Annotated in this window: 14 protein-coding genes; 7 read left to right on the forward strand and 7 right to left on the reverse strand. The window is 62.0% G+C overall.

Annotated elements, in window-relative coordinates:
• Nucleotides 1–26 precede the first annotated feature (26 nt).
• The 4 genes from OU694_RS09030 to OU694_RS09045 all read left to right on the forward strand — a co-directional run bounded on the left by OU694_RS09030 (nt 27) and on the right by OU694_RS09045 (nt 3,699).
• Nucleotides 27–782 (forward strand): carbonic anhydrase, encoded by a 756-nt coding sequence (locus OU694_RS09030; protein ID WP_308910672.1) that lies wholly within the window; start codon nt 27–29, stop codon nt 780–782.
• A 2-nt stretch (nt 783–784) separates the two neighbouring features.
• Nucleotides 785–1,603, forward strand: coding sequence for an SPOR domain-containing protein (locus tag OU694_RS09035; protein ID WP_308910673.1), 819 nt, complete (start codon nt 785–787; stop codon nt 1,601–1,603).
• Nucleotides 1,604–1,728: 125 nt separating this feature from the next.
• On the forward strand, nt 1,729–3,081 hold the full coding sequence (locus tag OU694_RS09040) for a sodium-dependent transporter (protein ID WP_308910674.1): 1,353 nt from the start codon (nt 1,729–1,731) through the stop codon (nt 3,079–3,081).
• A gap of 114 nt (nt 3,082–3,195) precedes the next feature.
• Complete coding sequence (locus tag OU694_RS09045) at nt 3,196–3,699, forward strand: hypothetical protein (protein WP_308910675.1); 504 nt, start codon at nt 3,196–3,198, stop codon at nt 3,697–3,699.
• On the opposite strand, the gene OU694_RS09050 is transcribed toward OU694_RS09045, so the two are convergent.
• From OU694_RS09050 to OU694_RS09070, 5 genes are all read right to left on the reverse strand, one after another.
• Nucleotides 3,691–4,116: a SufE family protein gene (locus tag OU694_RS09050; protein ID WP_308910676.1), complete on the reverse strand. Its 426-nt coding sequence runs from the start codon at nt 4,114–4,116 to the stop codon at nt 3,691–3,693. The genes OU694_RS09045 and OU694_RS09050 overlap by 9 nt on opposite strands.
• Before the next feature lie 146 nt (nt 4,117–4,262).
• Nucleotides 4,263–4,712 (reverse strand): envelope stress response membrane protein PspC, encoded by a 450-nt coding sequence (gene pspC, locus OU694_RS09055; RefSeq protein ID WP_308910677.1) that lies wholly within the window; start codon nt 4,710–4,712, stop codon nt 4,263–4,265.
• On the reverse strand, nt 4,702–4,926 hold the full coding sequence (gene pspB, locus OU694_RS09060) for an envelope stress response membrane protein PspB (protein WP_308910678.1): 225 nt from the start codon (nt 4,924–4,926) through the stop codon (nt 4,702–4,704). Before pspB ends, pspC begins: the two co-directional genes overlap by 11 nt.
• Nucleotides 4,927–4,960: 34 nt before the next feature.
• Entirely contained in the window at nt 4,961–5,695 is a 735-nt protein-coding gene (gene pspA, locus OU694_RS09065) for a phage shock protein PspA (protein WP_308910679.1), read from the reverse strand.
• Nucleotides 5,696–5,759: 64 nt separating this feature from the next.
• On the reverse strand, nt 5,760–5,918 hold the full coding sequence (locus OU694_RS09070) for a hypothetical protein (RefSeq protein ID WP_308910680.1): 159 nt from the start codon (nt 5,916–5,918) through the stop codon (nt 5,760–5,762).
• 217 nt (nt 5,919–6,135) lie between these two features.
• Here OU694_RS09070 and pspF point away from each other — a divergent pair, with 217 nt between their 5' ends.
• The 3 genes from pspF to OU694_RS09085 are packed head-to-tail and all read left to right on the forward strand — an operon-like array spanning nt 6,136 to nt 9,347.
• On the forward strand, nt 6,136–7,230 hold the full coding sequence (pspF, locus tag OU694_RS09075) for a phage shock protein operon transcriptional activator (RefSeq protein ID WP_308910681.1): 1,095 nt from the start codon (nt 6,136–6,138) through the stop codon (nt 7,228–7,230).
• Between the two features lie 32 nt (nt 7,231–7,262).
• A complete protein-coding gene (locus OU694_RS09080) occupies nt 7,263–7,622 on the forward strand; it encodes a hypothetical protein (RefSeq protein ID WP_308910682.1) in 360 nt (119 codons plus the stop codon).
• A gap of 57 nt (nt 7,623–7,679) precedes the next feature.
• On the forward strand, nt 7,680–9,347 hold the full coding sequence (locus OU694_RS09085; protein WP_308910683.1) for an amidohydrolase: 1,668 nt from the start codon (nt 7,680–7,682) through the stop codon (nt 9,345–9,347).
• Here the strand turns inward: OU694_RS09085 and OU694_RS09090 are convergent.
• Both OU694_RS09090 and OU694_RS09095 read right to left on the reverse strand, forming a co-directional pair.
• Nucleotides 9,335–10,096 (reverse strand): MipA/OmpV family protein, encoded by a 762-nt coding sequence (locus tag OU694_RS09090; RefSeq protein WP_308910684.1) that lies wholly within the window; start codon nt 10,094–10,096, stop codon nt 9,335–9,337. The genes OU694_RS09085 and OU694_RS09090 overlap by 13 nt on opposite strands.
• Nucleotides 10,097–10,156: 60 nt before the next feature.
• A complete protein-coding gene (locus tag OU694_RS09095; protein ID WP_308910685.1) occupies nt 10,157–12,037 on the reverse strand; it encodes a DUF885 domain-containing protein in 1,881 nt (626 codons plus the stop codon).
• Nucleotides 12,038–12,042: the final 5 nt, after the last annotated feature.

Here is a 12,042-nt window from a genome sequence, read left to right on the forward strand (position 1 = left end):
GAAAGTCTCAGGCAAGGAGCTAGCCCATGTACCCGACCCGACCCGCCGCCCTTGTGGCCGCGATGATTCTTTCCGCCGCTGCCCATGCGCAGGTCGAGGACAGATGGGGTTATTCGGGAAGCAAGGGACCAGACCGCTGGGGTAAGCTCAGCCGTGATTATGCGACCTGCGCCACAGGCACAGCGCAGTCCCCCATCGACATCAGTGCCACTGACCCCATCGTCATGAACCGGCTGGAGTTCGATTACAAGGTTACGCCTGTCGACCTTCATAACACCGGTCTTACGATAAAATTTGCGGTAGAGCCTGGCAGCAGTGTCAAGATCGGCGACAAGATATGGGTCCTGACCGAAATCAACATGCACGCACCCAGTGAACATGCCGTTCTCGGCGTCCACGCACAGATGGAGCTGGAGTTCATGCACAAAAACGCCTGGGACGAGACCGCGATCTTCAGCGTGCTCGTGAAGGAAGGCCGGGAACACAGGGCCGCGAGCGAATTCTGGGCAAGCCTGCCGATCGAAGCAGGCCAGCGCAACAAGGTGCCAACAGTCCTTGTGAACCCAAGGGATTTGATGCCTTCAAACCACGGCTTCTACCGATATATGGGCTCGCTTACCACGCCGCCCTGTACTGAAGGCGTGCATTGGTACGTCATGAAGGAGCCGATTGAAATGTCGGCGGCCCAGATCCGCGCCGTTAAAACACTGACCCAGATGAATGCCCGCCCCTTGCAGGATCGGAACCACCGCATGATCCTTGACAGTGAAGGGACACCGTAACAATGCGCGGGCGCTTTACCATATCTGTCGTTGCACTGCTTGTTTCTGCCGGTTTGGGCATTGGCGGAGCCGCGGGTGCTGCCCCGAAGGCCATCCCGAAGGCCATCGCCAAACCCTTCTGCGAAGGCGATTATGAGGCAGCGGCGGCGGCCCTCTCGGCCAGCGGCAACAACGATATAGCAAGCCGTTTCTACGCCGCCTATATCGCCGAACTCCTGGGACATGGCGGACGCATCCGGCCACTGTATATGGCGCTGGCATCAAGTGATGATCGCACGCCCGTCGCCCTTTCCTGTTCGGGTAAATCAATTCTACCCGTGAACGAGGCTGCTGCCGGACGCCTGACAGTCATCGCCTTTGCCCTGCGAAGCATGGATGCAGCCGTTGGCGCACCCTTCAGGTTGCACAGGGGCCTGCCGGAGACAAAGCCTGTTCGGGTAGCATCGGCCCCAGCAAAAGCTTCGACGCCAGCGCCCACGAAAACCTCAAGCCCCAAACCCGACGCCTCAAAACCCGACAACCAGCCGGCATCTTCTCCTTCTATCGAGGTGACCCCACCGGCAAGCCACGATCCGAACGGCCGCTGGTTCGCGCATCTCGTCTCCTTCTTTGAGGCAGCAGAGGCCGCGGAATCAGTGAAGGGCCAGGCCCGGCGCTACCCGGCCCTTGCCGGCATGTTCGACACGATGCAGGTCACGGCCAAGGGCCGCGACACATGGCGGGTGGGTGTACGCACCAGCGATTGGGCCGACGCCGACCGCCTGTGTGTCGCCATCCGCGCGAGCGGGGACTATTGCCGCGTGATCGACACGGCGAACTGACAGAAAATCTTGTCTAATAGGGCTGGCGATGCTGGCCCCGCCTCCTTAAGATGGCGCGCCATGCGGCGGGGCAAGTGGGCCCACGTGCGCTGAAAGAAAAGAATACCCAGGGGGAGCAATAATTCATGGCTGCTGGTAGCGACCAGGCGAACTGGTCTTCGCGTTGGACTTTTATCATGGCCGCGGTCGGCAGTGCCGTCGGCCTCGGCAATATCTGGCTGTTTCCGTTCAAGGCCGGCCAATCGGGCGGCGCGGCCTTCGTGCTTGTCTATCTCGGTTTCTCGTTCCTGATCGGCGTTCCCTTGCTGATGACCGAGCTGTCGCTCGGCCGTCGCGGGCGGATGTCGCCCATTGGATCGATGAAGAAAATCGCGGCTGAGGAAAAGCGCAGCCCGCTTTGGGGGCTGATCGGCTGGTCCGGCGTGCTTGGTGCCTTCATCATCCTCAGCTTCTATTCGGTCGTCGGGGGCTGGACGCTTGCCTATATGGTCAAGGCCGCGATGGGCTTCCAGGGGCTCGATGCCACGGCCGCCACATCCCTGTTCACCGATTTCATCGGTCACGCCACCGAGCCGCTTGTCAGCCATGCCATCTTCATGGGTATTACCATGTATATCGTGGCGCGCGGGGTGCAGGGCGGGCTTGAAAAGGCGGTCAGCGTGATGATGCCGGCGCTGTTCGGCCTTCTGGTGCTGCTTGTCGCCTACGCTGCCTTCACCGGTGCCTTTGCGGATGCACTCGCCTTCCTCTTCACGCCTGACTTCGGCAAGCTGACGCCCGCTGTGGTGATCGATGCGCTCGGCCAGAGCTTCTTCTCGCTCTCGCTTGCGATGGGCTCGATCATGACCTACGGCGCCTATCTGAACCGCGATGTGAAAATCGGCCCCTCGGCCCTGACGATTGCGGCTGCGGACAGCACCGTGGCGTTGCTCGCCGGTCTCGCCATCTTCCCGATCGTCTTCCAGTTCGGGATCAGCGCGTCAGGCGGACCGGGCCTCGTGTTCATGAGCCTGCCCATCGCCTTCGGCCAGATGCCGGGCGGGCAAATCATCGGCACGCTCTTCTTCGCGCTTCTCTCGATGGCCGCGATCACCAGCTCCATCTCGCTTCTGGAGCCGGCGGTGAGCTATCTGGAGCACCGCTGGAAGGTCGACCGTAAGAAATCGGCCCTGACGATTGCTGCCGCCGCCTTCGCACTCGGCGTCCTTTCGGCCCTAGGTCAGGAAGGCAACATGCTCGGCAATGTCAGGATCTTCGGCCAGTCGATCATGGATGCCAAAGGCTATCTCACGAACAATATCATGATGCCGCTTGGCGGGATGTTCACCGCGCTCTTTGTCGGCTGGTTCGTCAGCCGCAAGGCGATGGCGGACGAGCTGGCGCTCACCGATGCCCAGTTCCGCTTCTGGTACACCATCGTGCGCTATGTTGCGCCGATTGCCGTGTTCCTTGTGTTCCTGAGCGTGACGGTGCTGTAAGCAACCGCGCATCTGCGTCAACGAAAGGCCCGCTTCGGCGGGCCTTTTCATGATTGCGTGCCTCAAGGCGCCCGTGCGAGCATGAGCATGCAACAGCCCACCGAAGGAAATCCGATGCTGCACCGCCTTGCCCTGCCCCTCGCCGCCCTTTGCCTCATGGCCCCTGTCGCCGTCGCGCAGGAGGAGGCCGAAGACGCGGTGAATATAGAGCTGGTGCAACGGGTGCTGACCGACCGTCGCTCCACGGAACGGGCACTTGCAGGGCTTGAGCTGGCGACCGAAACGCAGGCCTACCAGATGGCGCTGCAATATAGCGGAGTCGCCAAAGGCTACTGGCTAAACATCCAGTGCAAGTTCGTGGAAGGTGTGGAAAAGCAGGAATATGAACGGCAGATCGCGCTTTTCACCAACATCGTCGGCACGCTTCTGATGGAAGACGGTGGCCTCGGCATGGAGGACGCGGGGGAGCGCACCAAGGCGCTGCAGATCGCCGCGCGCGATGAAATGGCGATGAACCAGTTTCTGGGCTGTGGGCCGGAAGCCGCGGCTGTGGTGGCGGAAACCGTTCAGGCTGCAAGCCGTGTCATGCTCCGCGAGGGTGACGAACCGTCAAGCTGAGGCAGCCGCCCCGGCAATCGTCCTGATCCGTTCGACCATCGAGAAAAGCCCGTTCGCCCGCTGCGGCGACAGGTGGCTCGCGAGCCCCAGCCGCTCCAGAAGCCCGCGCGCATCGACGGCGAGGATTTCTTCGGGCGTCTTGTCGTTATAGATGAGCAGCATCAGGGCCACGAGGCCCTTCACGATATGGGCGTCGCTATCCCCGCGGAAGCGGATACGGCCATCCGCATCGCGTTCGGGGATCAGCCAGACCTGGCTCTGGCACCCGCGCACCTTGAAATCGTCTGTCATCTCACTTGCAGCGAGTGGCGGCAGACGGCGCCCAAGATCGATGATGAACTTGTAGCGCTCGTCCCAGTCATCAAGGAACTCGAACGTATCAAGCACATCGTCGAGGGTCGTTGTTTCGCTCGTCATGGTCACTCCGCAGGGCCTGGACATTCCCCTGCTACATGGTGCGAGCAAGCCGCCTTGTCCACCCTTTTTCGGCCGGACAAAAAAAATTGGGCGTCTCGGGTGAGACGCCCACAGGGTCATGGAAACGTATAGTGTCTGCTCGTCCATCAGTCCTCGAGGGCCCTGAGTTCGCGGTCGAGCTTGAAGCTCTTGCTCGTCATGTAGGCCTCCATGTCGCCGGTGCGGCGATCAAGTTCGCGGAACCGGCGGCGCAGGTCGGCGGCGGTATAGTCCGGCGCCTTGCGGGCCTGCCGCCAGAACTCCTCCTCGCGGACGTCCTCGTAAAGATCCTCGGGCTTGGGGTCGAGGGTCATGCCAAGGACGAAGTAGCCGATGAGCAGGATCCAGTTGATCGGGGTGAACAGGCCGACCACCCAGAGGATGCGTACAGCGGTGAGGTTCACGCCGGTATAGTCGGCTACCCCCGCACATACACCCATCAGCTTGCCCTCGCGGGGGATCTTGTAGAGCCGGGTCGGGCTTTTGCGGTAGTTCATGTTGTTCTTATCCTTCCTGTGGAAGTGATAGTGATGATGTTCGTGGTGACTAGAGGTCATGGTTGCGGCTCCTCCAGTCGGGAACCTCGGCGTCCAGAATGCGTTCCAGCGTGCGGGTCCGGTCTTCCAGGCGGTCGGCCAGCCGGCGCAGGTCGCCGAGGTTCGCTTCGTCTTCGGCCGTCAGGCCTTTCATGGTTTTCCAGCGCGTCACATAGTGGAAGATGATCCACAGGGGCGCCACCACGACGCAGAGTACAATCAGGACAGTTTCCACCTGTCTTCTCCTCGCTTAGAGTCCAGGGCGCGCCTTACTTGGCGGCAGGTTTCTTCGGGGCGGCTTTCGGGGCTTCCTCGGCAGCAGGAGCCGCCGGGGCTTTCTTGCCCGAAACTTTCGCCTTCAGCGCTGCCAGCTCGGCATCGATCACACCTTCCGATTCCAGGGCGTTGATCTCGTCAGCGAGCGTCGCTTCCTTCGAACGGCCGAGGTCCATGGCCTGAGCTTCACCTTCCAGCCGATCGATGCGGGCGTCAACCTTGTCAAAGCGGTCGAAGGCATCGCGGATGCGGGGATCATAGAGGTTGCGGCGCACGCGAACCTGATTGACTGCCGATTTGGTGCGGGTCTGGATCGTTGCCTTCTTCGCACGCGCTTCGCGCAGCTTGGCGTCGAGCTTGATCACATCCTCTTCGGCATGCACCAGCGCTTCGCGAAGGTGATGGAGTTCGGCTTCCAGATGGCCGGCGGTTTCAGCGAGACGCGCCTTTTCCATGAGCGCGCCCTTGGCAAGGTCGTCACGGCCCTTTGAAATGGCCAGCTCCGCCTTGGATTCCCAGTCAGCCTGCGCCGAAGCCAGCTTGGCGATGCGGCGTTCGACATCTTTCTGGTCCGCGATGATGCGGGCAGCGTTCGAACGGACCTCCACAAGCGTGTCTTCCATTTCCTGGATGACCATGCGGATGATCTTTTCCGGATCTTCCGCCTTGTCGAGAATGGCGTTGATGTTCGAGTTGATGATGTCGTTCAGGCGGGAGAAGATACCCATATTATTTTCCTTTCAATTCCTCGCTGGCCGGACCCGGTGCCGGGTTGGGCTTAACTTCTGTCTATCAGAAACGGGCACCCAGAAGGCCCATGCCTGCCGTTGCCGTTTCACGGCGCGGGGCCGAGCGACGGGTGCTGCCGAACACGGCGGTCAGCGTGGCGAGATCGCGGTCAAGACGGTGTGCCGCTTTCAGTGCCGGGGTCAGGGTCATGAGCTTGTTCATGGTCGTGTCCTTCAAGAGCTTCGTTTTGCTGTCGTATCGTCGTTTTTGTTTCCCGTCTTTGCGGGATGCCTTCCTGTATTGCAGCTGCCGTGCCAGTTTTTGAAAATCTCATAAGACATTGAAATATATCGGTATCTATTTCTACGCTCGAAAAAATCGCACTTCTAAAATGTAATAATTGCTGACTATTGGTATTTTTCACCATATATTGGCATTCATGATTTCACGTGACGACAGCCTCATCGGCAGCGCCCCTGCCTTTCTCGATCTCATCGACCAGGTGAGCCGCGCGGCGCCGCTTGACCGGCCCCTTCTGGTGATCGGTGAACGCGGCACCGGCAAGGAGTTGATCGCGGCACGGCTTCACTTCCTGTCCAACCGCTGGGACAAGGCCTACCAGAAGCTCAATTGCGCGGCGCTCCCTGAAACGCTTCTTGAAAGCGAGCTTTTCGGCTACGAGCCCGGCGCCTTCACCGGCGCCGCCAAGCGCCGTGCCGGCCGGTTCGAGGCCGCGCACGAAGGCACGCTCTTTCTCGACGAGATCGGCAACATGAGCCTGAATGCGCAGGAAAAGCTCCTGCGCGTTATTGAATACGGCGAGTTCGAACGGGTCGGCGGCACCGAAACCCAGCAGGTGGACGTGCGGGTGATCGGCGCCACCAACATCGACCTGCCCGCCGCCGCGGACGATGGCAAGTTCCGGCATGACCTGCTGGACCGGCTGGCGTTCGACGTGCTGACCATCCCCCCCTTGCGCGCACGGCCCGAGGACATCCCCGAGCTTGCCGACCATTTCGGGCGCAGCATGGCGCACGAATGCGAATGGCCCAGCTTCCCCGGCTTCACCGAACGGGCGATGGACCAGTTAGTCAGCTACGACTGGCCCGGCAATATCCGCGAACTGAAGAATGTGATCGAGCGCGCCGTCTATTCCGCGTGGGACGGCGAGGACCCGATCGACGCCATCGTTTTCGACCCCTTCAACAGCCCCTTCCGCCCGCGCGGCACCACATCGGCGGTTGGCACGAAGAAAGTCGCCAGACAAACCGAACGTTCGGTTGATATGGCGGAACGGCTCCCTGCTTCAAACGGAGAGCGCGCCCTGCGGGACGGAATCGCCGCCTTGGGCGAAGGAGCCTCGGTAGATTACCGCGCTGCGGTTGCCGCAGCCGAATGCGATATGCTGGAAGCCGCCCTCAAGGCCTGCCGTTATAACCAGCGCGCCGCCGCCGACCGGCTCGGCCTCAGCTACGATCAGCTCCGCCATGCCATGAAGAAGCACGGGCTGACAGGCCCGAGCGAAGCCGCTTGATCGCACCGCCCTCTCCGCGCATAGTGCCGCCCATGACCCAGCATATTTTCATCGAGCGCCGACAGGCCAAGCGCAACAAGCCCCTTCTTACGGGCCGCGCCATCTTCATGCTGGTGCTGATCTCGGTCGCAGCACTGGCCACCTTCCGCCTGTGGATCGGCAATCCCGAGGATGCCCTCTGCGAGGGGGCCTGCGACCAGGCCTATGACCTGCGCATCCTGATCACCGGTTTTTTCATGATGTTCGCCATCATCATCGCGGCAGGGGGCGTGCTGGGCCTCATCATCGGCTTCCTGCGCCGCCGTCACCGGTCGGACGGGCTTGATGCCCTGATTGCGGATGCCGGCAAGGAAGCCGGTTCGGAAAGCGACCAGCGCGACCCCCACGCTTGACAGTCCTTCCCCCGCGCCGCAGCATGGCGGCGGGCCAAAAAATTGTTGGGGGATATCATGCGTCATCTCTGGAAAGCCGCGTTCGGGCTCTCTTTCCTGCTTGCTGCCTGCTCGGGCGAAAGCGAGGTGGAAATACCGCTTGCCGATACCGTTATCTGGGGCGGGCCGGTTTATACGGCGGATGACGGCAATCCGACGGCCGAAGCCGTCGCCGTCAAGGACGGGCGCATCATGGGCGTCGGTAACCGCGCCGATATCGCCCTGCTTGTTGGCCCAAGCACGCAGGTGATCGATCTGGCGGGTGCGGCCCTTTATCCCGGCTTCACCGATTCCCACGCGCATCTTGATGGCATCGGGCGGCGCGAGCTGACGCTTGACCTCACCGGCACGGCCTCGGTCTCTGACCTGCAGGCCCGGCTGCAGTCTTGGCGCGAGGCGCACCCCGAGGACACCATCGTCGTCGGCCTCGGCTGGATCGAAACGCACTGGCCCGAAAAACGCTTCCCGACCGCCGCCGATATCGACCTCGCCATTGCCGATGTGCCGGTGATCCTGTCGCGCGCCGACGGCCACGCCGTGATCGCCAACAGCGCCGCCCTCAAGGCTGCCGGTATCACGGCCGACACCGAGCCCCCCTTCGGCGGCGACATTCTGAAGGACGAGGCAGGCGAACCGACCGGCATGCTGATCGACAATGCCATGGGCCTTGTGCAGAAACTGATCCCGGAGCCGGGTGCCGCCGAGCAGGCGAAATATCTGAAAGCAGGCGCCGAGCTTTACGCTCATCGCGGCTGGACAGGGCTTCATTATATGTCGGCGGCATGGAGCGACGTGGCACTGCTGACCGATCTTTCCGCTTCGGGTGATGTCGGTATCCGCGTCTATGTGGTGCCGGATGGCGCCCGCGCCGGCGCCCTTCTCGAGAAAGGCCCGGTCACCAGCGAGAACGGCCAGATCATCACCCGCGCCATCAAGCTTTACGTGGACGGTGCGCTCGGCTCCCGCGGGGCCGCCCTACTGGAACCCTATGCCGACGCGCATACCAGCGGCCTGATGCTGATCAGCGAGGAAGAAGCCAAAGGCTATATGCGCAAGGCGCTGAAGCACGGCGTGCAGGTGGCAACCCATGCCATCGGCGACAAGGGCAACCGTGTGCTCCTCGACTGGTACAAGGATGTGCTGAAAGGCAAGCTGGATGATGACCTGCGCTGGCGGATCGAGCATGTGCAGGTGATCACCGACGAGGACGCTCCCCGCCTGAAGGCGATGGGCATCATCCCGTCGATGCAGCCAAGCCATGTGATCAGCGACATGCATTTCGCGCCAGCGCGCCTGGGGCCGGACCGCGTGCATGAAGCCTATGCCTGGCGTACCGTGCTTCGGGCCGGGTCGATCATCGCAGGAGGCTCCGACGCGCCGGTTGAAAAGGGCGATCCGCTCATCGAATTCTATGCCGCCATCGGCCGCACCGACCTTTCGGGCTATCAGGGACCGGACTGGCAGGCCGATCAGGTGATGACGCGGGACGAGGCGCTGAAGGCCTTCACCATCTGGCCCGCCGTCGCGAGCTTCCAGGAAAACGAAATCGGCACCATCAGTATCGGCAAGAAGGCGGACTTCACCGCTTTCAGCGTGGATCTGATGACAGCGCCGCTCGCCGACATTCCGAACGGCCACGCGGTCCTGACGATGGTGGACGGCAAGGTCCTGTTTCAGAACCGGTAGCTGACGCCCGCCACCGCCGACCATAACGTGCTGTCGGACACGATGGGACTATCCTTGATATCCCCCGGCAGCACGGAAAGTTCTGTGCTCGCGAATGCCGCCCAGTTGCCGCCGATCCGGTAGAAGACGTTGACACCGGGGCTGACAACAAGCGCGCTGCCGCCCGCATAGGCCGGCCGAAGGGCAGTCGCCTCGCCTGCCCGCACGCCATAATAATAGTCCGTGAAGCTCGCCGATTGCCGCTCGACCGTCACGACAGGTGTCACGACCCAGCGTTCGCCGATCCTGTGGCTGCGGCTGACCTCCAGCCGGAGGACAGACCCGCCATGCTGGCCAAGCGTATCCCAAAGCCCGGTGAGACTGACGGTGCCAAGGCTGCCCGTGTAGCTAGCCGACACGCCGGCCTCAAGGGTTGCTTTCCTGTCTGCCATGCCGGCAAGGGCGGGCGAATCGTCCGCCTCGAACCCGTCGAACCGCGGGGTGGCCACAAGCGCGAGCTCAAGCCCCGAGGCGGGCTCGAAGCCGACCGTCAGGCCGCGCGGCGAGAATTTCACATGTTTGCTTTCATAAGCCACATAGGGCACCGGCAGGAACTGCGTGCCCCGCCCTGTTTGCGCCCGGTCGCTCGCGATGAAGGCCGCGCCAAGGCTCCATGAGCTGGCGTCGTCATCGTCTGCCGCGGCCGACAAAAAAGGTGCGGCCGAAGCCGCACCGAAGGTAAACAAGGCTAGGAGGGAACGTTTCATCATCTGTCTGCTTTGCCCGAGATAATCATTCCCTCTACGCGTACCAGCGGTACGCGGATCACATCAACCTGCAAGTTCGCCTGCAATCCAGCGATCGACCTTTTTCTCAAGGATATCAAGCGGCAAGCCGCTGTCCTCGAGGATCACATCGTGGAAGGCGCCGATCCTGAACCGGTCCCCCATCGCAGCCCTGGCGCGTTCGCGCAGTTCAACGATCTTGAGCATGCCAAGCTTGTAACCAAGCGCCTGCCCCGGCCAGACGACATAGCGTTCGACCTCGGCCGTGGCCTCGTCCACATGCGAGCCTTCCGTCGAGGCCATATAGTCGATGGCCTGTTCGCGGGTCCATTTCTTGGCATGGATGCCGGTATCGACCACAAGCCGCACCGCCCGGTGCAGTTCGGCCTGCAGGCGGCCGAGATCACCGAACGGATCGTCCTTGTAAAGGCCCATTTCCTTGGCCAGCAGCTCGGAATAAAGGCCCCATCCTTCGCCAAAGGCGTTCGAATAAAGGGCCGACATCAGCAAAGGCACATCCTTGCCAAGGCCAAGGGCTGTCTGGAAATGGTGGCCGGGCACAGCTTCATGATAGACAAGCGTGCGCAGCGTGTAGGACGGCCAGGTCGCGGTGTTCTTGAGGTTGATCCAGAAGGTGCCGGGGCGGCTGCCATCCAGCGACGGGGCATCATAGAAGCCACCGGTGGCGCTGCCCTCGTTCTGCTTCGGCACAGCACGCACCACAACCTTCTGGGTCGGGATCGTGTCGAACCACTCGGGCATCAGCGGCATGATCTCGTCCATCCAGCCGTTGAGCTTGGCAAGAATTTCGGCCTTGCCTTCCTCGGTGTTCGGATAAAGAAACTTCGGATCCTTCAGAAGGGCCTGCATGCGCACGCCGACCGGACCTTCACCCAGACCCTGCGATTTCAGGATTTCATCCATCTCGGCCGTGATACGGGCGACCTCGGCAAGGCCGATATCATGCACCTGCGAGGCGGTGAGGTTCGTATCGGTCATCTGGTGGATGAGCGACTGGTATAGCTCCACGCCCTGCGGCAGGCGCCAGATGCCGGCGTCATGCACGGCTTCGGGCTGCTGCTGCTCGAGCACCGCCTTCAACCGCGCATTGGCCGGCAGATAGACGCTGTCGATGAGGCCGATGGCTTTTTCAACCCGGTCACCCGGCTCGATGCCAGCGGCTTCGAGCTTCGATTTGAAGGTTGCGATCAGTGGATGATCGGCCGCCGGCTCCACGCTTTTGTCGGCAAGCGAGGCAAGCGCTTTCGTCAGGATGAAGTCGGGGGCAATCACGCCCTGCTCGCGCGAGGCGGCAAGGGACTCGATGGCACCGTCCACAGCTGCACCATAGCGCTCCAACCGTTGTAGCCACATGTCGGCGTCTTCGGCTGTCTTGATGGCATGCTGCTGGTCAAGGAGGTTCGTGACATCAAGCTGCGGCCCGCCAAGCTGGGTGACCGGATAAACGGTGAACCAGCTGCCATAGGTGCCCATGATGCTGCCGTAAGGCACGATGCGGCCCGGTGCGATCGCCTTGTCGAGCTGGCTTGTCAGCGTTTCCACATAGAGTTTCTGCTGCGGTTCCAGTTTGTCGGTCGGGACCGCGCGCATGCGGCCAAGAAGTTCCTCAAACGCAGCGCGGCGGGCAGCTTCCTCACGCGGGCCGGTGACGTTAAGCGCACCGGCATAGCCGACACCCGCCACATCCTCGGACACGCCGTAATAGCTCGCCATTTGCGGCCATTCGGAGAAATAGCTGACCTCCATCCCATGCATGATGCCGGCGAACATCTGCTCGGGCGTGTCGTTCGCATGTGCCAGTTCGGTCGGCGACGGTTGATCCTCGGTGTTCGCTGCCTTGTCGCCACCCTCGCCGCATCCGGCGAGGGCAAGGGCTGCAGCGAGCCAGATCGTATGACGGTTCATCGGGA

The organism is Pseudokordiimonas caeni (assembly GCF_026719705.1).
In the GTDB taxonomy this organism is placed as follows: Bacteria; Pseudomonadota; Alphaproteobacteria; order Sphingomonadales; family Kordiimonadaceae; genus Gimibacter; species Gimibacter caeni.